Raw genomic sequence first — 23518 nt, 5'->3', positions numbered from 1 at the left:
CGAGGAGACCCATGGCCGACACCGTCCACTCACTGGTCGCCCGCGTTCACGAACTGCTGGTGGCACAACTGACCCATGGTGGCGCCGCGGTGGTGCCGGGCATCCACGACGTCATCGCGCGCGCCACGGCGCTCGGCCCCGACGGCACCTGGCTCGCCGCCGCGGGCCACTCGACCCTCGCCGGCCTGGCTCTCGCCCACGGCCGGCCGGAGGAGGTGATCCACCACCTCGACGCCGCCGTGACGGCCGGCTACAACGACTGCGTGGCACTCCACATGCCCGCCCTGCAACCGCTGCACCACGACCCCCGCTTCCGCGCCCTCTACCAGCGGATGCGCATCACCCTGGCGGATCTCGACGAACTCCTCTGGCTGCACCAGGAGATGCAGACCATGGTGCGGGAGGCCCAGAACGCGACCGTCGACAACATCGGCCGCCTCGACACCGGGGTGTCCCTGCTCCCGCGGGCTCCCCTGCCCACCCGCGAACCGCACACCCCGGGCGTCCTCATCACCCGCATCGACCTCTCCGCGGCCCACACCGCGCTCCAACAGGCCGCCGTGAAGGCCGAGTTCCAGCGCAGCGCCGGCAACACCAGCCTCAGCCTCATCGACGACACCTGGGACCAGCCCCGCGCCATGCGCGACGCCTGGCACGCCGACGACCTGGACACCCGACGGCAACAGGCCGCCGAGGCCCGCGCCTTCGTCGAACGCCCCGGCGCCGGCAGCATGCTCGTCCCCTGCCCGCCCCTGGGCTCCATCCGCTACCCGGCCTGAGGCCCGGCCGGACGGTCCCGACCCTTGCCGCTGTGCAGGGAGCGAGGGCCGAGCCGCGGGCGCGTCAGGACTGGAGGACCTGAGCGAGTTCGGCGGTGCACATCATGTAGCCGTCGGGGGTGGCGAGTCGGGCGAGGTAGTGGGTGAGGTCGGCGCCGAGCGAGAAGACGCGGACGGGGGTGCCGGCGGCGCGGGCCGCCTCGACCACGCGGTGGACGCCGTCGAGGACGGCGGGGTGGCGGGTCTGGTAGGAGTCGGCGACGAGGTGGTTGCCGCGGTCGGCGGCCAGGTAGAACTGGACCAGGTCCTTGACCCCGACGAAGAGTTCGCTGGCGCCGGCGGCGCAGATCTGCGGGGTGGCGTGGACGGCGGCGGGGGTCTCGATGAAGGCGGAGAGCGAGACGTCGGACGGGAGTTCCAGGTGGGAGCGGAGTTGGGCGTACTCGTCGGCGTCGTTGAGGAACGGGACGGAGAGGTGGATCCGCTGCGCCTGGTCGCCGAGCCTGCTGCGCAGTTCGCCGAGCATGATGTGCAGGGCGTCCCGGTAGGCGGCGGAGCCGAGCAGCCAGCGGGCGCCGTGCAGGCCCAGCTCGGGGTTGGGTTCGACGGCGACGGGGGCCTGTTCGGTGACGCTGGCGGCGTGGTCGGAGCGCAGGTCGAGTAGGCGCAGGACGAGACGCTGGCCGGGGAGGAGCTCCTCGACGAAGGCGCAGAGGCGTTCGGCGATCGCCCGCCCGTAGCGGGCGGTCTCCTCGGGCCCGCCGTCGAGGGCGTCGAGCGGGCTGAGGCCGGCAGCGAGGCAGAGGAACTCCTCGCGGATGAAGAACGAGTCGACGCACATCGCGTTCGGCCCGCAGGAGTTGACGGTCCGGATGTCCTGGAAGTCGGCGATCACCGCGCAGGCGGCGCCGAGGTCCTGGACGGTGGGGGTGACGGGGCCGGGCGGGGGGACCGGCCCGGCGGCCGGGTCGGGGCCGAGCAGGATCGATCCGTTCTCCAGGTCGAGGGTGACCTCGCCGTCCAGGGCGGCGAGGTCGGCCTCGTCGACCAGGAGCACCGGGATGCCGCGGCCGCGGCAGAGGGACTGCATGTGGCCGGTCTGTCCGCCTTCGCCGCAGACCACGGCACTGGCGGCGACGATGGCGTCGTACAGGCCGGCCTCCAGGTTGGGGGCGATCAGGATGGATCCCGCCTGCGGGTGTCGGGTGCGGTTGCAGGTGGCGCGCAGGGTGGTCCGGTTGCCACCGGTGAGCAGGGAGCCTTGGATCCGTCGCCCGTTCAACTAGCCCTCCAGGTGCTCGTCGGCCCGGTCGGCCTATTCGACTCCGGCCTTCTCGGCGTCCTCGATGTCCTCGATGTCCTCGGTGTCGTCGGCGTCCGCGATCTCCAGATGGCGCCGTAGTTGACGAGGCGTCATGGAGACGTCGGTGAGTCTCCGGACCGCGGACCGGCTGACCGCCACCTGCAGGCGGCGACGGCCGTCGGTGCCGTCCGGGGCGGTGAGGGAGCCGATCAGGGCGTCCAGGCGGGCGTCGAGCTGCTGCCGTCCGACGCGGGTACGGGTGGCCATTCTCCTCACCTCCAGTTTCACAGCGTGCGCGAAGGAGGGATCGGCTGCTTCCTCGAACGTGCCGTCGGGGGTGCGGGATTCGGCCAAGTCGCGGGACGCCCTTGCGGCGGGGACGACCGGAGGTCGGTCGGAGGCGGACGCCGCCCCGCTTTCGGGCAGCTCCAGTTGCTCGATGACGTGGGCGGCGACCGCGATGGAGTGGTTCTTGATCGCGGCGAGGTTGAAGGCGAAGGCGCCCGTACGGCCGTTGCGGACGATCTCGTCGCCCTCGCGCAGCGGGCCGACGGCGGTGAGCGGGCCGGCGGGCGCGCCGGAGCGGGTGAGCAGGACGCCGCGGTGGTCGACGTCCAGGCCGCGGCCGGTGCGCTCGTGCGGGGTGACGAGGCCGCGGCGCAGCAGGTTGCGCCACAGTTCCCCGTCGACCCGCAGGTAGTCGCTCTCCCGGCCGAAGTTGGAGACCACCAGGTCGGCTTCGACGGCCAGCTTCCCGTCGGCGGTGGCGACGGTGACCTCCAGCCGGCCCGACACGGCGGGGGCGACCGCCTGGACCGCTCCGACCAGCAGGCTTACCGGGCCCGGGTCCATGGAACGCTCGATGACGTCGATGGTGTACTGCACGGCGCCGACCCGTAAGGCGGCGATCGCGGTGCCGAACTCGTCCAGCAGGGCGCGCAGTTCAGGCGACGGGATGCGGTCGAGGGCGGCCGGCAGGTGCGGCTCCCAGGCCTTGGCGACCCGCTCGGCGACCACCTCCGGGGCGATGTCCGGGTACTCGCGGGCCACGATCGCGCAGGCCGCCTCCCACTCGGCCCGGACCCGCCCGAGGAACTCCTCGCGGTCCCGGTACGGCTCCAGCAGCGCGCTGGGGCAGGGCAGGTGCAGGACGCCGTGCTCATGGGTGTCGGGGTAGGCGCGGAACATCGTCCCGGTGCGGGAGACCAGCCGGATGCCGCCGGTGTGGCCCTGGCGCAGCAGCAGGCCGGCCGAGTCGTAGGCGCTGAGCACCGAGCCGACGATCACCACCTCGGCCTCGGGCGGCAGCGCCGCCAACCGCCCTACGCCGTCCGCGGAGTAGGGGTGGCGGAGGAAGCGCGGGTGTTCCAGCACCTCGGTGGCGAAGGGCAGGTCCTTCAGCTCCAGGCCGGTGGCGAGGACCACGTGCGCGGCGGGCAGCACGTACTCGGCGCCGGTCGACTCCGTCCCGGTCGGCTGCGGCCCGGTCGGACGGACCGTCAGCTCGACGCCGAGGCCGTCGGCCGTCGGTACGAGGTCGACGGCCTCGCCGTCGACCTCGCGGAGCAGGACGCCCGGGTAGGCCTCGCGGGCGGCCTCGGCGAGCCGCTGCTCCAGGTAGTCCTGGAATATCCGCCGGGGTGCCGGGCCGGGTTCGGTGAACTCGTACTCGGCCCACTGCGCGGGCCAACCGCCGCGGTCCGCCTCGCGGTTGGCCCAGTGGACGAAGTCGAGGACGTCCTCGCGGAACGCCGACATCCGCCCGGCCTGGATGTTGAACACGTGGTCCCAGGGGTTGCCGTTCCGGTGGTAGGCGACCCCGGCGGAGCGGTAGTCGGTGCGCCGCTCCAGGAGGACGATCTCGACCGGTCGGCGGGCGAAGTGGAGCATCCTGATCGCGGTGGCGGTACCGGCCAGGCCGGCCCCCACCACAACGACCCTGGGACAGCTGACTGTTCGACTCATGCTGAAGCCTTCCGCTCGCGGGATCGGAACCGGGAACCCGGGGCCCGCGGATCAGGCTAGGGGCGCGCGTGTCGGCACAGGCGCCCTTCCTCCGGGTTGTGACAGAAGGGGCCACGGTGGCGGACGGTTCGGCGGCGCGAACCCGTACGGCCGTCGGCATCCGCACACCGGCGGGGCTGCGGGTGCGGACGTCCGAAGCAGGGTGGGGACGGCGTCTTCCTCAGCGGCGTCCGGCTGATCCTGGACGGGATCGAAGCCTCCTGGTCCGCGCGCACCGCCGACCTTCCGGACTGATCTCGCCTCCCCCTCCCCCCGGACTAGCGCTCGTTCAGCGCCTGCACCTCCGCGTACCCGGGCGCCGGCCCCACCGGCTCGCCCGCCGCGACGGCCGCCGCCGTGGCCACCGCCGCCGCCAGCGCCGAGCGGTACAGCAGCGAACCGAGGCTGACCCGGGCCACCCCGAGCCCGGCCAGCTCGGCCAGGCCAGGGCCGGTCGGCGTCAGGAGGATGTTGAGCGGGAGGCCGACCGCGCCGACCAGCCGGGCGATCACCGCCGGCTCGGCCAGCCAGGGAACGAACACGCCGTCCGCGCCCGCCTCCCGGTACGCGGCCAGGCGTCGAAGCGTCTCCGGCTCGGGGTCGTCCTGCCCGGACCGGTAGGTGTCGGTACGGGCGTTCACGAACAGCTCCGGCACCGCCGCCTTCACCGCCGCGACCTTCGCCGCGTGGACCGCGACCGGCGTCAGCGTGCCGTCCGCCCGAGCGTCCTCCAGGTTGATGCCGACCGCTCCGGCCTGCGCCAACTCGACGGCCAGTGCGGAGACTTCGTCCGGGTCATCACTGAAGCCGGACTCCGCGTCGACGGTGAGCAGGAAGTCCCCGCCACCGAGCCGGCGCGCCAGCCGTACGGTCTCCGCACGGGTGGCGGCGGCACCGTCGGGCAACCCGGCGGCAGCCGCCACGCCCAGGCTGGTGGTGCCGATCGCGAGGTGGCCGGCGGCGACGAGGGAGGCGGCCGAGGCGTGGTCCCAGGCGTTGGGGAGCAGCAGCGGGCGGCCGGGGCGGTGGTGCAGGGCGGCGAAGGGGGTCATGACAGGGCCTCCTGGGCGTGGACGGTCGAGGGTTGCGGGGTTCTTACGGCCTACGGGGTTCCTACGGCCTGCGGGGTTCACCTGCGGGGTCATGCGCTTCCCTCGGCCTCGGGCTCCACCGACCCCACCGGCCGCAGGTCCCCCACGGAGTCCGCGTAGTACCCGGACTCGGAGACGTGGCGGACGATCCGCCGGAAGCTCCAGCCCGTGCCCGGCGAGTCGTCCAGGTACGCGTCCGGCAGGGCGGCCACCCGGCGGGCCCAGATCCCGGCCAGCCGGGTGAGGCGGCTGCGCGCCTCGTCGAGGTCGGCGGCGGTGAACGGAGCGAGGTCGGCCGGGGTGGTGACGTTGGAGGCGTGCCAGTGGTCGGGCTCGGTCGGTTCGCCGGCCAGCCGGGCCTCCAACTCCGCCAGATGGTCGAGGAGATGGTCGGCGACACGGCGAACCGCCTTGTGCGGCGTGTAAGTTCGCCCGTCGGCGTTGACGACCGGGCGGCCGTCCCAGTTGGTCCAGGTGGCGGCCAGAGCGAGTACATGCGCGACCATCTCCGGTACCAGCAAGGCGAGTTCGGCCTTGTCGACGTCGGCGCCGCGCCCGGTCGGCGCGTCGGAGTCAGCGGGATCCCGGTCCGCCGTTTCAAGGTCCGCAGGATCGGAGGCCCCGAACAGGATGCCCTCCGCGATGGCCAGGGCATGCGAGCGGCCCGGGCAGAGCCGCGGCGGCGCGCCGAAGGTGAGCGCCACACCGTCCGGCGCTTCCGCCTGCGCGGCCGCGAGGTCCAGCACCACGTGCGTCCCGGCCGGTACGGCGACCCCGCCGACCTCGGTCGCCCGGGCCGCGAGGCGGCGCATCGCCCGCAACGGCGGGTCCTCCCGCAGCACGGCGGCCAGTCCGCCCCCGTTCCCGCGGGCCGCGTCGACCAGTGCGGCGGTGGCGTCGCAGGCCTGGACGAGCAGGCCGATCCGGTTGGCGGCCGTCTCCCCGACCGGCTCCTCGTCCGGTTCCCCGTCCGCCTCTCCGTCCGGGCCTCCCATGGCGGGCAGCAGCCGAGCCACCGCCGCGTCCGCCTCCGGGTCCTCCCGCGCGCCCGACCTGCCCACCCCCTCCGACGCGTCCGCGAAGTACGCCCGGGCGACCGTCGCGACGTCCCGTGCCACGGCCTCCGGGTCGGCCAGGCCGAGCGCCGCGGCGAGCACCCGGACCGCCCGCAGCCGTACGTCGGGGTCGAAGCCGCCCGCCGCGGCCACCCGAAGCGCGGCCGGGTCCAACCGTTCCAGGTCGGCCAGGACCAGCGCCCGGCGCCGGGCATGCGGCTCGCCCGCGGAGAACCGGGCGACGGAGGCCCGCAACCAGGCCACTCCGGCAGCCGCGCCCGCTGCCACCGGCGCCGCCGGCAGCGGGACCAGCGCCGGGTCGGCCAGGGCCGCCGTGACGTCGTCGTATCGGGAGAAAGTCAGGGTTGCGGAGCCGGAGGCAACCGTCGGTTCGCTCATGCCCGCCATCGTGGTCCCGGATCGTTTCGGCCCCCACCGAACTGTGCCGGGGCGACGATGGAGCCATGCCTCCGCAACCCGGCCCCACCCGCCGCCCCACCCCGGCTGCCCGCCACGGCGGCAGTCCGCTCGCCGCCCTCGCCGCCCTGCTCGCCGACCCCACCCGAGCCGCGTTCTGCGACGCACTGCTCGACGGCCGCGCCTGGACGGCCGGTGAGCTGGCCCGGCACGCGCGCGTGGCACCGTCCACGGCCAGCGAGCACCTGTCCCGGCTGATCGCGGGCGGGCTGCTCGCCGAGGAACGACAGGGCCGGCACCGGTACGTCCGGCTGGCCACGCCCGCGGTGGCCACACTGCTGGAAGACCTCACCGCCTTCGCCGAGTCCGGCAACAGCGGCAACGGCGGTCCCAGCGGCAACAGCAGCGGCAGCAGCGGCACCCGCCCGCCCCGCAGCCTGGGCGAGGCCGGTCGGCTGAGCGCCGAGGCCCGCGCCCGCACCTGCTACGACCACCTCGCCGGCCGCCTCGGCGTGGCCGTCGCCGACGCGCTGCTCGCCCGCGGCCTGGTCACCGACGACACCGGGCTCACCGACACCGCCCTCACCGACACCGCCCTCGCCGTCACCGAACGCGGCCACGCCTGGCTGGCCGCCCAAGCGATCGAGCTGCCACCGCGCGCGGGCCACCGCGGCGGTCGCCCCCTGGTGCGCATCTGCCTGGACTGGACGGAACGCCGCAACCACCTCGGCGGCGCACTGGGCGCGGCACTCTGCCGAGCGGCCCTGGACCGCGCCTGGGTGGAGCGGATCGGCTCCGGCCGCGCCCTACGGGTGACCGCGGACGGCGGCCGGGCGCTGCACGAACTCCTCGGCGTGGACGTCCCCTGACGCCACGGCCCGCGCTCCCCCCTCAGCCCATCGACTCAGCCCATCGACTTCGCCCCGTCCAGCGACTCCCGGATGATGTCCGCGTGCCCGGCGTGCTGCGAGGTCTCGGCGATCAGGTGCAGCACCACCCGCCGGGCCGACCAGGCCGTACCCGGCGGGAACCACGGCGCCGGCGGCAGCGGGTGGGCGAGGTCGAGGTCGGGCAGGGTCCGGATCAGTTCGTCCGTGTGGCGCGCCACCCGCTCGAACTCGGCGAGCAGTCCGGCCAGCGTCTCGCCGTCCGCCATCCGGAACTGGGCCGCCCAGGCATCGGGATCACCCGGGTTGCTGTCCCCGGCCCGCATCGCCTCCGCGCCGCCGGTCATGAACCGCGCCCAGCGCGCCTCCACCGCCGCCACGTGCTTGATCAGTCCGCCCAGGCACAGCTCACTGGCCGTGGTGCGCTCGGCCGCCTGCGCGTCGGTGAGGTCGCGCACGGTGCGCCGCAGCAGGCCGCGGTGCTTGTCCAGCGTCTCGACCAGGTCCTCGCGCTCGCCCATCAGCCGCTCCTCATCAGTCGCACCCCGTCACACCCGTCCTCCCCGGCGAACGGCCCCGGCCAAACGGACCCAGCACCCGGCCCCCGTCACACGTCCACCGTCTTCGGCTGCTCGCCGACCGTCCGCCCCAGGTCGATCAGCCCGAACGCCGCGCCCTGCGGGTCGCCGACCGCCGCGAACCGGCCGAACGGGCTGTCCATCGGCCCGAAGTACACCTTGCCGCCGCGCGCCGTCAGCCGCTCGATCGCGGCGTCGGTGTCGTCCACGGCGAAGTAGACGCTGATGTACGAGGGCGCCTCCGGCGGCAGGAAGTCGCCCTCCGCGCCCATCCGGCCCAGCACCGGCCGGTCGCCGATCTGGAACATCCGGTAGTCGAACTCCTCGGAGTCCATCTTCCTCACGCCGTACGGGAAGACCGCCGGGAAGAAGGCGTCGGCCTTGGCCGGCTCCCGGGTGACCAGTTCCGCCCAGCTGTACGCGCCGGGCTCGCCCTGCTTCTCGAAGCCGGTGTGGCGCCCGGCCTGCCAGACGCCGAACACCACGCCGCCCGGGTCCTTGGCGATCACCATCGTGCCGAAGTCCCCGACCTGCATCGGCCCCATGACCACCTCGCCGCCGTTGGCGCGGATCCGCGCGGCGGTGGCGCCGGCGTCGGGCGAGGCGAGGTACAGGCACCAGGCGGACTGCACCTCGTCGCCGGGCACCGGCGGGACGACCGCGGCGACCGCCTTGCCGTCCGAGTACGCCTGCGTGTAGTTGCCGAACTCCGACGAACTCTCGCCGAAGGTCCAGCCCAGCACGTCACCGTAGAAGGCCTTCGCGCCCTCCACGTCGGTGAACATCGCGTCGGCCCAACAGGGTGTGCCCTCAGGTAGCGCAGCCATCTCTCAGCCCTCGTCCGTGGCGAAGTGCGCGCGCCGGGAGGCGCACGCGCGGCCCCCGACTCGCCAGCCTAGCCACGACGCGGCGCACCCGCGCGGGGATGCCGCCCGGGTGCGCCGCGTACTCCTGCCGGGCGCCGGCCACTCAGTGCGTCGGCACCGCCCCACTCACCGGCGGCCGCAGCGAAGCCGTCCCCAGACCGGTCGGACCGAACGGAACCGCCGGACCCCGCGCAGCTGCCGGGCCCGTCGGACCCGCCGCAGGAACTCCCTGTGCCCCCGCCCGCCGGGCCGCCACCGCCGCCGCGAGGTCCCGCTCCACGCCGAAGTTCCGCCGCAGGTCCTCCTCGCCGTACCGGCGGCAGCCCTCGTGCCAGCTCAGGATGCCCGCGAGCCAGTTCTCCAGCTCCTTCACGTACCCGCCGAGCAGCTCCCGAGCCGCCGAATCCAGCCCGAAGTCCTCGTACATGACCGGGAGTTCGTTCGCCGCGACGTGCTGGAACTGGCCCAGCCGCGAGTGCATCAGGTCGTCGACGATCCGGACGGCCGCCGGGTAGTCGCAGCCGAAGAAGTTCTGCACCACCAGGACGACGTTGTGCAGCTCGCCCTCGTACTCGACCTCCTTCTGGTACGAGAAGAGGTCGTTCATCATGGTCGCGTAGTCCGCGGCGGAGTTCTCCAGGGCGCGCATCGAGCCGTGCCGGTACACGTCCTCGGGGACGGTCTGCCCGTGGCCGAGGCGGCAGAGACCCGCGGTGAGGTCGGAGCCGAAGGTGACGCGGCGCATTTCGAGGTAGTCCACCGGGTCCGGGATCCGGTGCTGGATCCGGTTGGCCAGCTCCCAGACCCAGCTCGCCATCATGGACTCCACCGACGTCCGGAACCGGGCCCTGGCCTCGACGGTCATCGGGCCGGCGGTGCGCTCCCAGAGGTCGGCGAGGCCGCGTTCCAGCGCGTTGGCGGGCTCCGGCGCGGGGCTGCCGTCCACCGGCATGAACAGCGACAGCCGCTCGTTTGCGTGCTTGGCGCCGGCCAGGTCGCGGGTACGGCCGAAAGCCGCCGGGTAGTAGTCGTCGGCCCAGGTGCCCCACGCCAACCAGGCGCTGTCCAGGTCGAGTTGGTCGGCGGTGGCGTCCGGGTGGAGGCCGGCGGCGCAGAGCGCGAGGTCGTAGTCGCGCATCGACTCGGCGTCCCAGATGCCGGAGCCGGGCAGGGCCGGGTCCGCCTCCAGCAGGCCCATCCGCCCGGCCCACTCGACCACCCGCTCCCGGGCGCCGTCCAGGTGCGGGCTGAGCGTGAGCTTGAACGGCAGCCGGAACTCGGGCAGTCGGGACGGTCCGACGGCCTGGAACGGCACGTGCGCGTGCGAGCGCACCCGCCGCTCGGTCGGGCCGGCCCCGCGCTTCGCCGCCTTCCCCTCCGCCGCCGCAGCCGCCGCGCCGGCCGTCGCCCCACTGCGCAGGATGTCCAGCGCCGAGGTCCCGATCCCCCCGATCGCATACTGGTCCCACCAGTTGCCGGCACCCGGCAACCCCGGCAGCCCGGTCAGACCCGCCGCCCCCACCTGCTCTCCGCCCGACCCGGGCGCCACCGCACCGCCCGAACCGGCCGCCGCCCCACCGCCGTTCATGTACCGGCTGGACCGCATGTGCCACTCGTGCCCGCCGGCCTGCCAGTCCTGCAGCCCCTTGACGTACGCCATGACCCGCGCCCGGTCCTCCGGGCCGATCCCGGTCTCCGCGAACAGCACCGGCAGCTCGGTGAACACGGTGTTCTCGAACTGCTGGAGCCGCGAGGTGAGCAGGTCGTTGACCGCGTCGGCGGCCTCCTGGGTGCTGCACTCCAGGAAGCGCTCCAGCACCAGGATGCCGTTGCTCAACTCCCCCTCGTCCTCGACCTCCCGCTGGTACGAGAAGATGTCGTTGCGCAGGTGCACGCCGTCGGAGAAGGCGTCCATCAGCACCCGCAACGCGCGCGTGCCGGACACCTCCTTCGGCACCTCGGCGCCCGCCGCGTACTCGACCAGCTGGGCGGACCACGGCGCACCGCCGACCTTGCGGCGCATCTCGATGTACTCGACCGGGTTGGCGACCCGGCCGGCGTCGATGTTGGCGAGCTCCCAGAGCGACTCGTTCAGCAGGTTGCGGGTGCTCTCGGCGAACCGGAGCCGCCAGTCCTCGCCCATCGCCGGCACGGTGCGCCGCCACAGGTCGGCCAGGCCCGCCTCGACCGGGTTCTCCGGCTCGGGCGTCGGGGTGGCCGGGTCGGCCGGCATGAACAGCGGCAGCCGGTCGAGGTGCGCCTTGCCCGCCTCGCGGTCGTTGGTGCGCTTGTACATGTCGAGGAAGTGGTCGTCGAAGAAGAAGACCCAGACGTACCAGTCGGTCACCAGCGACAGCACCTCGGCGGAGGCGTCGGGGTGGGTGTAGGCGCAGAGCAGGCCGTAGTCGTGCGCCTCCAGATCGGCCTGGTCCCAGATCCCGGAGCCTTCCAGCATGCCCATCTCCCGGGCCCAGCCGGTGCTATGGGCCCGCGCCTCCTCCAGATGCGGATTGAGGCGCGCCGGGTGCGGCACGTAGAAGGACGGCAGTTCGAACGGCTGGGTCACGGCGGGCGAGCCTTTCTGGACGCGTCGATTGGACCAAGAATGACCCGCCCCCCGCCCGCCACACCGGCACAACCGAAACAGTCATATGAGATGACCCACCAACCCCACCAAAACCACCCACCCAGCCGAGCGCACCTCGCTCCCCACCCGCCCCTCCCTCATCACGCGCGCCGCCCAGAGCACCAACGCCGCAGGGGCAGGCCGCGATCGGTCCGTCCCTGCGGGGTGGTCGGTGTGCGCCGGCGGTCAGGCTGCCGGGCCGAGGGCCGCGAGGCCGCGACCGGGCGAGGCAGACGAGCGGGAAGCGGGTGTGCCGCGGCCCGCGACGGATGCGACAGCCGCGGGCGGAATGCGGGCGGAATGCGGGCAAAAAATATTCCGCACTGCCCCCTCCGAATCCCCAACAACCGCTCCGCCAACGAACAAAGCAGGCACGGCAAGGCCCGGAACACCAAGAGTTCCCCCGGTACGGGCGTGTTGACCGCCTCCGCCCAGGTCGCGTCCTCCAGACTGGGCGCCGACCCGACGTCAACTCCGAGGAGGGCAAGCCCATGAACGTCACCGTTCGGCTCGCACAGCAGCCCGAGGCCGACGAACTGCTCGGACGGAGTGCACTCGCCGCGCTCGTCGGCATGCTGCTCGACCAACAGGTGCCGATGGAGTGGGCGTTCACCGGCCCGCTGACCATCGCGCAGCGCCTCGGCCGGGACGACCTGGACGCCCACGAGATCGCCACCTACAACCCGGAGGAGTTCGTCGCGCTCCTGTCCGCCAAACCCGCCGTCCACCGCTACCCCGCCGCGATGGCCAAACGGGTCCAGCAGCTCTGCCAGTTCCTCGTCGCGCAGTACGACGGCGACGCCGCCGCGCTGTGGAAGAACGTGCGCACCGGCAAGGAACTGCTGAGCCGTCTCAACGCCCTGCCCGGCTTCGGCAAGCAGAAGTCGCAGATCTTCCTCGCCCTGCTCGGCAAGCAGTACGGCGTACGGCCCGAGGGCTGGCGCGAGGCGGCCGGCGCGTACGGCGAGGAGGGCGCGCACCGCTCGGTCGCCGACATCACCGGCCCCGAATCCCTCATCCTGGTAAGGGAGTTCAAGCAGGAGATGAAGCGCGTTGCGAAGGAGGCCAAGGCGGCCGCCAAGCCGCGCACCGTCGGCCGGGCGACGACCACCCCCGCCGCGACCGGCGCACGCTGAAACGGTTGCCCCCACCCGCGGAGCCCGGCGCACCCGCGCCGAGGACGGCGGCGGCGGCTACCGGCCGGCCCCCGAGCGCCGGTAGGCGTACTGCCCGCGGATCCGCCGGACGAAGTACCGCCCACGGCTCGGCGCCGCCAGCAACTCCCGGTGCACCCGGGCGGGTACGTCCGCGTAGACGTACACCCCTCCGCCGGTGAACTCCAGCTCCAACCGCCGCGCCACCGGGTCGTAGCCGACCGAGCGCAGCACCGAGGAGTCCACCGCCGTACGGTCCACCGCCCCAGTGTGCGACGGCGGCCCCGGCCGCGCACGGCGACCGGGGCCCACACAGAGCGCGCGACGTCAGACCAGGGCGCTCTCCCGCGCCACCGCGGCACCCTCGACGGCGGAACCCTCCGCCACCGCACCGTCCGAGCCGCCCGCACCGACCGCCCCGCGCCGCTTGGGCAGCGCGAGCATCAGCAGGAACACCGCCACCAGCACCCCCACCACCCACCACAGCGCGTGCACGAAGGCCCCGCCGAACGCCGTCCCGACCGCCTCCGGCGCGACCACGTCGTCCATCGCCCCGAAGAAGGCCACCGACACCAGCCCGAGCCCGAGCGCGTTCCCGACCTGCTGAACGGTGTTGATCAGCCCGGACGCCGAACCCGCGTGCTCACGCGGCACCTCCGCCAGCACCGCGTCCGTGATCGGCGCGACGATCAGCCCCATGCCGAGGCCCATCACCACCAGCGGCAGCGCCATCTGCCAAGGCGTGATCGCCGTCCCGTACCGGTCCGCCTCCCAGATGTAGGTGAGCACGCCGGCCGCCATCACCAGGGCGCCCGCCTGCAGCACCTTCCGCCCGAACCGCGGCACCAGCTTCTGCACCGACAGCCCCGCCGCCATGGAGACCGCGATCGAGAACGGGATGCCGGTCGCACCGGCCTTGAGCGGGCTCCAGCCCAGGCCGATCTGCATGTAGAGGGTCCAGACCAGGAAGAAGATGCCGAGCGCGACGCCGAAGGCCAGCTGCACGCAGATCCCGGCCGCGAAGGACTTCACCCGGAACAGCGCCAGTTCCACCAGCGGCGAGCCGTCCCGCCGCGTCTTGACCTTCTCGTACACGACGAAGAGCGCGAACACCGGCAGGCTGCCGGCCATCGACAGGTACCCCCAGAGCGGCCAGCCGGCCTCGCGTCCGTGCGTCAGCGGGTAGATCAGCATCAGCAGGCCGAGGCTGGCGAGGGCCACGCCGACCAGGTCGAGCTTCAGCGCGTGGTCGGCCTTGGACTCGTCGATGAAGCGGCGTCCGAGCAGCAGGCCGGCGATGCCGACCGGCAGGTTGATCAGGAAGATCGGCCGCCAGGCCAGGCCGAACAGGTCCCACTCGGTGAGCAGCGCCCCGATCATCGGACCGGAGACGGCGCCCAGCCCGACCACCGCGCCGAACATGCCGAACACCTTGCCCCGCTCCTCCGCCGGGAAGGTCGCGTGGATGATCGACAGCACCTGCGGCACCATCAGCGCCGCCGTCCCGCCCTGCAGCAGCCGCGTCGCGACCAGCATCTCCGGGCCGGAGGCCAGCCCGCAGAGCGCGGAGGCCGCCGTGAAGCCGCCGATCCCGATCAGGAACAGCCGCTTGCGGCCGTAGATGTCGCCCAGCCGCCCGCCGGTGATCAGGCCGATCGCGAAGGCCAGGGCGTAGCCGCCGGTGACCCACTGCACGGCGCTGAAGGAGGCGCCGGTGTCCGCCTGGATGCTGGGGATGGCGATGTTGACGATGGTGACGTCCACCAGGTCCATGAAGGAGGCCACCATCACGATCGCCAGCGCGATCCACCTCCGCCGGTCGGCTGTCGCCGCGCCCATTCCGTACTCCTCGCTCGTGCCCACCTTGTCCACGAGCCCGACGGTACGGACCATCTAGGTCAGAAGCTGTCCCAGTTCGTCCGGCATGCTGGACGGCATGACCGACACCCCGGCACGGCTGCTGAACCTGCTGTCCCTGCTGCAGACCCCGCGCGAGTGGCCCGGCAGCGAACTCGCCGAACGGCTCGGCGTCAGCCCCCGCACCATCCGGCGCGACATCGACCGGCTGCGCGACCTCGGCTACCCGGTGCAGGCCACCATGGGCGTGGTCGGCGGCTACCGCCTGGTCGCGGGCACCGCGATGCCGCCGCTGCTGCTGGACGACGAGGAGGCGGTGGCCATCGCGGTCGGGCTGCGGGCCGCGGCCGGGCACGCGGTGGTCGGCATCGAGGAGGCCTCGGTACGGGCGCTCGGCAAACTGCTCCAGGTGCTGCCGAGCCGGCTGCGGCACCGGGTCGGGACGCTCAACACCGCCACCGTGCCGCTGCTCACCGGGGACGGCCCGACCGTCGACCCTGAAGAGCTCACCCTGCTCGCGGGCGCCGTCACCAACCACGAACGCCTGCGCTTCGCCTACCGCGCCCGCGACGGCGCCGAGACCCGGCGCAACGTCGAGCCCGAACGCCTGGTCTCCACCGGACGCCGCTGGTACCTGATCGGCTACGACCTGGACCGCGAGGACTGGCGGCTCTTCCGGGTCGACCGGCTGAGCGAACCCTTCGCCACCGGAGCCCGCTTCACCCCGCGCCCGCTCCCCGCCGAGGACGCCGCCGGGTTCGTCGCGAGCAGACTGCGCCGCCGGTCGCAGGTCCACACCATGGTGGCCACCGTCCACCGCTCCGCCGCCGAGGTCGACGGCCGGATGCCCTGGACCAGGGACTTCGAGATCGAGCCGATCGACGACCACCGCTGCCGCCTGCGCTCCCGGGCGGACTCCCTGAAGTGGCTGGCGGCCGGACTGCTCATGCTGGACTGCGAGTTCGAGGTGCACGAGCCCCCGGAGCTGCGCGCACACCTGCGCACCCTCGCCGAACGCGCCGCCCGGGCAGCCGAACGGTCGGGCTGAGCCCCTGCCTGCGCAGCCGAACGGGCCCCCGCCCGAGCGGCCGGGAGCCCTACGCCTCGACCCGGTACCACCCGTTGCCGGACCGGAACCAGAGCACGCCGTCCCGGCCGTACGCGCGCTCCCGGTCCAGCTCCCCGGGCACGTCCACCCGCTGCCGGCCGACCTCCCGCCAGCCCTTGCGGCTCTCCCGTTCGCACCGGATCAGCTCGCCGTCGGGCCGCAGGAACACGGCCCGGTTCCCGGCGATCGCGAAGCCCACCGGCTGCCGGGCCGGCAGCCGCATGGCCGTCGGCTTCCCGGCGGTGAGGTCGATCCCGGTGAGGTGGCTGTTGTCCCCGTACCAGGCCAGCCAGGTCCGCCGCCCCTCGGTGGCGGCGGCCAGGCCCTCCAGCGGGTCGTCGGGCAGTTCCCCGACCGACGGCCGCCAGACCGTCCGCCCGGCGGAGTCCAGCCCGACCAGGCCGAACCGGCCGATCGGGTTGTCGCCGTAGTTGCCCTCGTCCCCGAAGGCCAGCCAGATCCGGCCGTCCCGGTCGGTGATCAACGCCCGGACGTCGTCGCCGAGTTGCAGCTCCCGGCCGGGTCGACCGTCGGGCCCGAACACCAGGCCGTTGCGCTCCCAGCCGTCCGCCGGCTCCTCGGCCCGGCGGCCGGCCAGCAGCACCCGGCCGCCCGGCAGCAGCGCCAGCAGGTCCGGCGAGACGCCGACCCCTTCGAGCGGCACCCGCCGCTCGCCCTGCGGGTCGTGCACCAGCACCTCGCCGTCGAAGGGCAGCACGGCGTACGGCCACGATCCGGCCGGAGCCGCGCACCGCTCCGGTACCACCAGGACGGCCAACTCCCCCTCCGGTCCGACCGTCCAGGTCAGGGCCCGGCTCCCGGCCCGCCACTCCTCCTCGGGCAGCCGCCAGACCTCGACCGGCGAACCAGGAAGGCCGGAACGGCCGGGAAGACCGGATCGGCCGGGACGACCAGGTGCCGACACGTCAGACCCCGTACTCCGCGGTCAGCAGCGCCCGACCGAGGGTGTGGAAGGTGAGGTGGAAGCCCACCTGCGCCGGCGGGGTGTCGGCGCTGACGTCCAGCTTCTCCACGTCCAGGGCGTGCACGGCGAAGACGTAGCGGTGCGGGGCACCGGGCGGCGGGGCGGCACCGTCGTAGCGGTTGCCCGGGAAGTCGTTGCGCCCGTGGAAGGAGGCCGCGCCCGGCAGGTCCTCGTCCGAGGATCCGGCGCCGCGCGGCAGTTCGGCGGTGTCGGCGGGGAGGTTCAGGGCGAGCCAGTGCCACCAGCCGGAGCCGGTGGGCGCGTCCGGGTCGTAGCAGGTGACGGCGATTCCGCGGGTGCCCTCCGGCAGGCCCGACCAGGACAGCTGCGGCGAGAGGTTGCCGCCGGCGTGGATGAACTCCCGGGCCAGCGTGCCGCCTTCGGTGATGTCCTGACTGGTCAGCTCGAAGGACGGCACCGGCGGCAGGAACTCGTACGGCAGCGGCGGGCGAACGGTCATGGGGTGGCCACCTCTCACGTCTCACGGTCGGAATGACACGGGTCACTGTAATGGGGTGCACGCCCGATCCGGCGGCCCCTACAGTCGAGGTCATGGCCTCGAACGACCGCAGCCGGGCGACGACCCCGCTCGACCCCGCCCAGATGATCGCCGACGCCCGCCGGGCGCTGTTCACCATGGTCGGGGTGCTGGCCGTGGTCTGGCTGATCCAACTGGTGAACTGGATGGACGACTACGACCTCGGCCGGCGCTTCGGCGTCGTCGCCCAGGATCCGAGCCGGCTGCCGAACATCGTCACCGCGCCCTTCCTGCACTGGAACTGGGCCCACCTGGAGGCCAACTCCGGCCCGCTGTTCGTCTTCGGCTTCCTGGCGGCCTACCGCGGGGTGAAGAAGTTCCTCGGCCTCACCCTGCTGGTGGCGCTGACCAGCGAGCTGACCGCCTGGGTCTTCGACCCGCCGAACACGGTCGGCGCCGGGGCCAGCGGCGTGGTGTTCGGCTACTTCGGCTACGTGGTGCTGCGCGGGGTCTTCGACCGCAACCTGGTGGACACCCTGATCGGCGTCGTCCTCGGCGCCTCCTTCGCCTACATGGTCACCAGCGCCCTGCCCGGCGTCGCCCCGGGCATCAGCTGGGCCGCCCACCTCGGCGGTCTGGTCGGCGGCCTGGCCGGCGCCTGGATCTTCCGCAACCGGACCCCGCGCACTTCGCGCGCCAAGACCGCCACGGCCGCGGCGGCCCCCGGACCCACCACCACCGCCGCCACCGCCCCGGACAGCCCCAACGCCGCCCTGCTCAAGGAGCTCGACGACCTCGGCCTCTGAGCACGCCGCCCGCCCGGACCGTCAGGTATAGACCATTCCCACCCCTGCGGCTAGCGTGAACAGCGCACCTGCCCCCAGCCCCGGAGCCGCACCGTGGAGTCGTCCGTCCTCGCCTTCGCCACCGACCTGCTCGACGAGGGCGCCGACACCTTCTTCGGCAACCTCACCGACCGCGCCGGAGTCGGCGGCGTCACCCTCGCCGCGGTCTACCACGAGGCCCGCGACGTCTTCCCGCACAACCCCCGCCGGGTGATCCGCCACCTGGAGCCGGGCGCGGCGTACTTCCGCCCCGACCCGGCCGCCTGGCAGGGCCGCCGCCTGGTGCCCACGCCGTCCACCGCCCTCGGCGACCGCGACCCCTTCGCCGAGGCCACCGAGGAGGCCCGCCGCCGCGGCCTGAAGCTGCACGCCTGGACGGTCTTCTGCCACAACGACCGGCTCGGCTTCGTCCACCCGGACTGCGCCCCGGCCAACGCCTTCGGCGACCACCACCTCACCGAGCTCTGCCCGGCGAACGCGGAGGTCCGCGAGTACGCGCTGACCCTGGTCGCCGAGCTGGCCCGGTACGGCGTGGACGCGATCCGCGCCGAGTCGCTGCACTTCCACGGGCTGCGCCACGGCCACCACCACGAGCGCTACTTCGAGGAGCTCGGCCCGATCACCGAGGCCCTGCTCGGCGTCTGCTTCTGCCCGCACTGCCGCGCCGCCGCCACCCGCGCCGGCGTCCCGGCCGAGGAGGCGGCCGAGGCGGTCCGCGCCGAGCTGCGCCGCCGGCTGGCCGACGAGTCCGCCGCTGCCGAGCCCGCCGACCTGAGCGCCCTCGCCGACGGCGCCTTCGCCGCGTACGTGGACGCCTCCGCCGCCACCGTCACCTCGCTGGCCGCCGAGCTGTCCGAGCAGGCCCGCCGCCACGGCATGCGGCTGACCTTCATGGACGGCGAGGGCCCCGGCAAGGGCTGGCTCGCCGGCATCGACCTGCCAGCCCTCGCCAAGGCCACCGACCGGATCGAGACGCTCGGCTACGCCAGGACGCCGGAGGCCGTCCGGGAGAAGATCGCAGCCTTCGCTCTCCACGGCGTCCGCCCGCAGGACCTGGCGGTGATCCTGCGCCCGATGTCGGCCGACTGCGACGGCCCGCAGAACCTCGCCGCCAAGATCGCCACCCTGCGCGAACTCGGCGTCCCCGAGGTCGAGTTCTACCACTACGGCCTGATGCGCCTGTCCTCCCTGGACCGGATCGGCACCGCCCTCGCCGGCTGATCCCCGGGGCGGCGCCCGGTCACCGCCGCCGCTTGGACGTCCCGAACAGGCTGCGCGAGATCTCCTGCCCGAGCTGCCGCCCGGCCGAGCGCGCGAAGGACTTCACCGTCGGATTGCCCAGCAGCGATCCGAGCAGCCCGCCCACGCCCTCCTTCTGGCGCGGAGCCTCACGCGTCTCGGGTCCGGACTGCTCGGGCTCCGCCGACGCCGCCTCCGGCCGGGGCGCCCGCGCGGCGAGCTTCTCGTACGCCGACTCGCGGTCGATCGCGTCCCGGTAGCGCGCCGTCAGCGGCGAGGCGTCCACGGCCGCCCGCAGCTCCCCGTCCCCGACCGGCCCCATCAGCGACTGCGGCGCCCGCAGCCTGGTCGCCGCGACGGGCGTCGGCGCACCCTTCTCGGACAGGACGGTCACCACCGCCTCCCCGGTGCCGAGCGAGGTCAGCACCGCGCCGAGGTCGTACGAGGAGCGCGGGAAGGTGGAGACGGTGGCCTTGAGCGCCTTGGCGTCGTCCGGGGTGAAGGCCCGCAGCGCGTGCTGCACCCGGTTGCCCAACTGCGCCAGCACGTCGGACGGGACGTCCCGCGGGGTCTGGGTCACGAAGAAGATGCCGACACCCTTGGACCGGATCAGCCGCACGGTCTGGGTGATCGCCTCCAGGAAGGCCTTGGAGGCGCCCTTGAACAGCAGGTGCGCCTCGTCGAAGAAGAACACCAGCTTGGGCTTGTCGGGGTCGCCGACCTCGGGCAGCTCCTGGTAGAGGTCGGCGAGCAGCCACATCAGGAAGGTGGAGAACAGCCGCGGCCGGTCCTGGACGGCGGGCAGCTCCAGCACCGAGACCACGCCCCGGCCGTCCGGGGTGGTCCGCAGCAGTTCGGCGGTGTCGAACTCGGGCTCGCCGAAGAACGCCCCGGCGCCCTCGTTCTCCAGCACGGTGAGCGCCCGCAGGATGACCCCGGCGGTGGCCGCCGAGAGGCCGCCGATGGTCCGCAGCTCCTCCTTGCCCTCGGGCGAGGCGAGGAAGGCGATCACCGCGGTGAGGTCCTTGAGGTCGTAGAGCTCCAGGCCCTTGCTGTCGGCGTAGTGGAACACCAGGCTGAGCGAGGACTCCTGGGTCTCGTTCAGGTCGAGCACCTTGGCCAGCAGCAGCGGCCCGAAGCTGGTGACGGTGGCCCGGATCGGGATGCCTGCGCCCTGCCCGCCGAGCGCGTAGAACTCGGCCGGGCAGCCCTGCGGCGCCCACTGCTGCCCCACCTCGGCGGCCCGGGCGCCGGTGCGCTCGCTCGGCACGCCGGGCGCGGCGACGCCGGAGACGTCCCCCTTGATGTCGGCCAGGAACACGGGCACGCCCTGCCCGGAGAGCTGTTCGGCGATCAGCTGGAGGGTCTTGGTCTTGCCGGTGCCGGTGGCCCCGGCGACCAGGCCGTGCCGGTTCAGCACGCCCAGCGGGATGCGCACCGGGGCGTCCGGGTACGCGGTGCCGTCGAGCAGCACCGCGCCGAGGTCGAGGGCGGGCCCGGTGAAGGCGTACCCGTCGGCGATCTCCCGGACGGCCGCAGGGGTGGGGGCGGAGGACATCGGTGCACACTCCCGGACGGATCAGAGCGCTTCGGAACTCTTCAGCACGCTTCGGAACGCTTCGGAACACTTCGACATCGGAACCGGAGCCCGCTCGGCACCGGCCGATGTTCGCGACATTTCCCATCAAACAGCCGCATTCGGCCACCCGCAGTTCACACCGGCACGCGTGGCGGCGCCGCGGCTGCTGCGCCATCCGCCGCCCAAACGGTAGGCTTTCCGTGTGATCTTCAAGCGCATCGGCAATGGGCGGCCGTACCCGGATCACGGCCGGACGAGCACCCGACAGTGGGCTGACGTCGCCCCGCGTCCGGTGCGGCTCGACCAGCTGGTGACCACCAAGGGCCAACTCGACCTCGAAACCCTGCTGGCCGAGGACTCGACCTTCTACGGGGACCTCTTCGCCCACGTGGTGAAGTGGCACGGCGACCTCTACCTGGAGGACGGCCTGCACCGGGCCGTCCGGGCCGCGCTGCAGCAGCGCCAGGTGCTGCACGCCCGCGTCCTCGAAATGGAGTGACGGGCCGCCACCCCAGGGCCCGTCGGACCCGCCCCAGGTTTCCGGACCGCCCCCTCTCCCCCGGGCGGAGGGCGGTCCACTCGTACCCCGGTACCCCCGTTCGGGTACCGGGGTACTCCAGATGATGATCGTTTAGTACCTTCGCAGCCGTACGGCACTACGCTGCTGACTACGGCCGCGACCAGGGGATCCGCCTGCACCGGGGATCCCGCACCCGGCCGACCCGTCATCCCGACCCCGCCCCGGTACGAGGGGGAGACAAACCATGAGCATGTTGACTCCCCAAGGCCTCAAGGGGAAGCAGTACCGCATCACCGGCAACTCCTACCCGCGCCTGGGCCGGCCCCCGAAGCGGAGCCGCAAGGTGATCGCCGCGCTCGCCGGTCTGCTCGCCCTGGCCCTGGTCGCCCTCGGCGGCGTGCAGCTGTACGACATCTTCACGGGCCGGAACAAGAACGCCTCCGCCCAGGCCTGCGCGGCCCCGTCCGGCAAGCCGCTGGCCGCCCCGACCGGCGGCGCCACCCCGGGCGCCCCGGGCGCCCCGGCCGCCTCCGGCGCACCCGCCGCCGCCCAGGGCGACCCGCACGCCATCCCTCAGCCCGCCACGATCACCGTGAACGTCTACAACGCCACCACCAAGGCCGGCCTGGCCGGGCGGACCGCCGAGGAGCTGAAGAAGCGCGGCTTCACCATCGGCAAGGTCGGCAACGCCCCGGCCGAACTGGACAAGAAGGTGCCCGGCACCGCCCAGGTGATCGCCGGCCCGGCGGGCGCCGGGGCCGGCACCCTGGTCGGCTCGCAGATCGCCGGGGCCGCCGTCACCGCCGACGCCCGCACCGACGCCAGCGTGGACTTCGTGATCGGCGACAGCTACAACGCCCTGCTGGACGAGACCCAGGCGGCCGCCGCCCTCGCCCTGGCCACCAAGCCCTCCCCCACCCCGACCGCCCCCGGCAGCTGCTGACACCCGGTAGCGACGACGGAACCAACGACGAAGGACCCTCCGGCACCGTGCCGGAGGGTCCTTCGTCGTTGACTGCCGAGGCTCAGCCCGCGGTCCCGTACAGCCGGTCACCGGCGTCGCCGAGGCCGGGGACGATGTAGCCGTTCTCGTTGAGCCGCTCGTCCAGGGCGGCGGTGACCACGGTGACCGGCAGGCCCGCCAGCTCCCGGTGCATCACCTCGACGCCCTCGGGGGCGGCCAGCAGCACCACGGCGGTGACGTCGGTGGCACCGCGCTCGATCAGCATCCTGATCGCGGCGACCAGCGTGCCGCCGGTGGCCAGCATCGGGTCGAGCACGTAGACCTGGCGGCCGGAGAGGTCGTCCGGCATCCGGGTGGCGTACGTGGAGGCCTCCAGGGTCTCCTCGTTGCGCACCATCCCGAGGAAGCCGACCTCGGCGGTCGGCAGCAGGCGGGTCATCCCGTCCAGCATGCCGAGCCCGGCCCGCAGGATCGGCACCACCAGCGGGCGCGGGTAGCTGAGCCGGGTACCGAGCGTGACCGCCACGGGCGTGGTGATCTCCACCTCGTCGGTGCGGACGTCCCGGGTGGCCTCGTAGGCGAGGAGGGTCACCAGCTCGTCGGTCAGGCGACGGAAGGTCGGCGAGTCGGTGCGCTCGTCGCGCAGGGTGGAGAGCTTGTGGGCGACCAGGGGGTGGTCGACGACGTGGAGACGCATGTACCGAGGTTAGCCCGGGTCTGGACGGGTGTACGACACGCCGTGCCCGACCTGCGCCCCGGACCGGGTGACGCCACCGTGACACGCCGTGACACACCATGAATGTCCGGACGGAAGCGCCTCCTGTGGTATCAACCGGACGGTTCTGGGAATGTCACGTCTTATGACGAGCAACCCGAAGGCCGGGGGCGGCTCGGCGGACGAGCCCGTCGGCGGAGCGGGCCCTCCGCCCGACCACCCGGAGACCGAGGCGGAGCGCCGCAAGCGGCGGGCCGTCTTCCTGCGCGAGCTCACCGAGGCCCGCGAGCTGCGGGAGCGGGTCCAGCCCCGGCGGACCAAGGAGCGGCGGATGCGCGAGGCGATGCGGATGCGGACCTTCCGGATCTGAAACGGCATCCGGTCGGGGCCCGAAAACGGCCCCGACGGGCGTTCGGAGCAAATTTCGACCGGCTTCGGACGGCCCGGACACGGGCACGCCCCCGACCT

Annotated in this window: 22 protein-coding genes; 9 read left to right on the top strand and 13 right to left on the bottom strand. The window is 73.5% G+C overall.

Annotated elements, in window-relative coordinates:
* Positions 1-11 precede the first annotated feature (11 nt).
* Entirely contained in the window at positions 12-779 is a 768-nt protein-coding gene (locus tag CRP52_RS16360) for a hypothetical protein (RefSeq protein WP_097237063.1), read from the top strand.
* A gap of 64 nt (positions 780-843) precedes the next feature.
* Here the strand turns inward: CRP52_RS16360 and CRP52_RS16355 are convergent, their stop codons facing one another.
* From CRP52_RS16355 to CRP52_RS40505, 4 genes are all read right to left on the bottom strand, one after another.
* On the bottom strand, positions 844-2061 hold the full coding sequence (locus CRP52_RS16355) for a putative PEP-binding protein (protein WP_097237062.1): 1218 nt from the start codon (positions 2059-2061) through the stop codon (positions 844-846).
* 33 nt (positions 2062-2094) lie between these two features.
* Complete coding sequence (locus CRP52_RS16350) at positions 2095-4047, bottom strand: FAD/NAD(P)-binding protein (RefSeq protein WP_097237061.1); 1953 nt, start codon at positions 4045-4047, stop codon at positions 2095-2097.
* Positions 4048-4364: 317 nt separating this feature from the next.
* On the bottom strand, positions 4365-5138 hold the full coding sequence (locus CRP52_RS16345; protein ID WP_097237060.1) for an isocitrate lyase/PEP mutase family protein: 774 nt from the start codon (positions 5136-5138) through the stop codon (positions 4365-4367).
* A gap of 89 nt (positions 5139-5227) precedes the next feature.
* Complete coding sequence (locus CRP52_RS40505; protein ID WP_306458865.1) at positions 5228-6631, bottom strand: hypothetical protein; 1404 nt, start codon at positions 6629-6631, stop codon at positions 5228-5230.
* 65 nt (positions 6632-6696) lie between these two features.
* On the opposite strand from CRP52_RS40505, the gene CRP52_RS16330 reads away from it, so the two are divergent.
* Positions 6697-7518: an ArsR/SmtB family transcription factor gene (locus CRP52_RS16330; protein ID WP_097237059.1), complete on the top strand. Its 822-nt coding sequence runs from the start codon at positions 6697-6699 to the stop codon at positions 7516-7518.
* 35 nt (positions 7519-7553) lie between these two features.
* Here CRP52_RS16330 and CRP52_RS16325 read toward each other — a convergent pair whose 3' ends face one another.
* From CRP52_RS16325 to CRP52_RS39580, 3 genes are all read right to left on the bottom strand, one after another.
* A complete protein-coding gene (locus CRP52_RS16325; RefSeq protein ID WP_097237058.1) occupies positions 7554-8057 on the bottom strand; it encodes a DinB family protein in 504 nt (167 codons plus the stop codon).
* A gap of 86 nt (positions 8058-8143) precedes the next feature.
* Positions 8144-8941: a VOC family protein gene (locus CRP52_RS16320; protein ID WP_097237057.1), complete on the bottom strand. Its 798-nt coding sequence runs from the start codon at positions 8939-8941 to the stop codon at positions 8144-8146.
* A gap of 142 nt (positions 8942-9083) precedes the next feature.
* Complete coding sequence (locus CRP52_RS39580; RefSeq protein WP_097237056.1) at positions 9084-11546, bottom strand: terpene synthase family protein; 2463 nt, start codon at positions 11544-11546, stop codon at positions 9084-9086.
* A gap of 551 nt (positions 11547-12097) precedes the next feature.
* On the opposite strand from CRP52_RS39580, the gene CRP52_RS16310 reads away from it, so the two are divergent.
* Entirely contained in the window at positions 12098-12742 is a 645-nt protein-coding gene (locus CRP52_RS16310; RefSeq protein WP_097237055.1) for an HhH-GPD-type base excision DNA repair protein, read from the top strand.
* Positions 12743-12799: 57 nt separating this feature from the next.
* Here the strand turns inward: CRP52_RS16310 and CRP52_RS16305 are convergent, their stop codons facing one another.
* Positions 12800-13021, bottom strand: coding sequence for a KTSC domain-containing protein (locus CRP52_RS16305; protein ID WP_097237054.1), 222 nt, complete (start codon positions 13019-13021; stop codon positions 12800-12802).
* A gap of 66 nt (positions 13022-13087) precedes the next feature.
* Positions 13088-14599: an MFS transporter gene (locus CRP52_RS16300; protein WP_097240125.1), complete on the bottom strand. Its 1512-nt coding sequence runs from the start codon at positions 14597-14599 to the stop codon at positions 13088-13090.
* A gap of 97 nt (positions 14600-14696) precedes the next feature.
* Here CRP52_RS16300 and CRP52_RS16295 point away from each other — a divergent pair, with 97 nt between their 5' ends.
* Positions 14697-15665, top strand: a complete 969-nt coding sequence (locus CRP52_RS16295) for a helix-turn-helix transcriptional regulator (RefSeq protein WP_179852815.1) — start codon at positions 14697-14699, stop codon at positions 15663-15665.
* Between the two features lie 49 nt (positions 15666-15714).
* On the opposite strand, the gene CRP52_RS16290 is transcribed toward CRP52_RS16295, so the two are convergent.
* Positions 15715-16650 (bottom strand): hypothetical protein, encoded by a 936-nt coding sequence (locus CRP52_RS16290; protein WP_143685756.1) that lies wholly within the window; start codon positions 16648-16650, stop codon positions 15715-15717.
* A gap of 1 nt (position 16651) precedes the next feature.
* Positions 16652-17170 (bottom strand): YbhB/YbcL family Raf kinase inhibitor-like protein, encoded by a 519-nt coding sequence (locus CRP52_RS16285; RefSeq protein WP_097237051.1) that lies wholly within the window; start codon positions 17168-17170, stop codon positions 16652-16654.
* Between the two features lie 92 nt (positions 17171-17262).
* On the opposite strand from CRP52_RS16285, the gene CRP52_RS16280 reads away from it, so the two are divergent.
* Together CRP52_RS16280 and CRP52_RS16275 are read left to right on the top strand one after the other, a co-directional pair.
* Positions 17263-17994: a rhomboid family intramembrane serine protease gene (locus tag CRP52_RS16280; RefSeq protein WP_097237050.1), complete on the top strand. Its 732-nt coding sequence runs from the start codon at positions 17263-17265 to the stop codon at positions 17992-17994.
* Positions 17995-18087: 93 nt separating this feature from the next.
* On the top strand, positions 18088-19254 hold the full coding sequence (locus tag CRP52_RS16275; RefSeq protein ID WP_097237049.1) for a hypothetical protein: 1167 nt from the start codon (positions 18088-18090) through the stop codon (positions 19252-19254).
* Between the two features lie 19 nt (positions 19255-19273).
* Here the strand turns inward: CRP52_RS16275 and CRP52_RS16270 are convergent, their stop codons facing one another.
* Positions 19274-20830, bottom strand: coding sequence for a helicase HerA-like domain-containing protein (locus CRP52_RS16270; RefSeq protein WP_097237048.1), 1557 nt, complete (start codon positions 20828-20830; stop codon positions 19274-19276).
* A gap of 223 nt (positions 20831-21053) precedes the next feature.
* On the opposite strand from CRP52_RS16270, the gene CRP52_RS16265 reads away from it, so the two are divergent.
* On the top strand, positions 21054-21350 hold the full coding sequence (locus tag CRP52_RS16265) for a type II toxin-antitoxin system VapB family antitoxin (protein WP_030061387.1): 297 nt from the start codon (positions 21054-21056) through the stop codon (positions 21348-21350).
* Between the two features lie 265 nt (positions 21351-21615).
* Positions 21616-22314 carry a LytR C-terminal domain-containing protein gene (locus CRP52_RS16260; RefSeq protein WP_097237047.1) on the top strand — a complete coding sequence of 233 codons (699 nt, stop codon included), beginning with the start codon at positions 21616-21618 and terminating at the stop codon, positions 22312-22314.
* Between the two features lie 82 nt (positions 22315-22396).
* Here the strand turns inward: CRP52_RS16260 and upp are convergent, their stop codons facing one another.
* Positions 22397-23032 (bottom strand): uracil phosphoribosyltransferase, encoded by a 636-nt coding sequence (upp, locus tag CRP52_RS16255; RefSeq protein WP_097237046.1) that lies wholly within the window; start codon positions 23030-23032, stop codon positions 22397-22399.
* Positions 23033-23195: 163 nt separating this feature from the next.
* Between upp and CRP52_RS16250 the strand changes: the two genes are divergently transcribed.
* Positions 23196-23420 (top strand): hypothetical protein, encoded by a 225-nt coding sequence (locus CRP52_RS16250; protein ID WP_051830369.1) that lies wholly within the window; start codon positions 23196-23198, stop codon positions 23418-23420.
* The last annotated feature ends 98 nt before the right edge of the window (positions 23421-23518 follow it).

Origin of the sequence: Streptomyces sp. 1331.2, from assembly GCF_900199205.1 — a bacterium.
Taxonomy (GTDB): Bacteria; Actinomycetota; Actinomycetes; order Streptomycetales; family Streptomycetaceae; genus Kitasatospora.
This window is presented reverse-complemented; position numbering and strand designations above follow the sequence as displayed.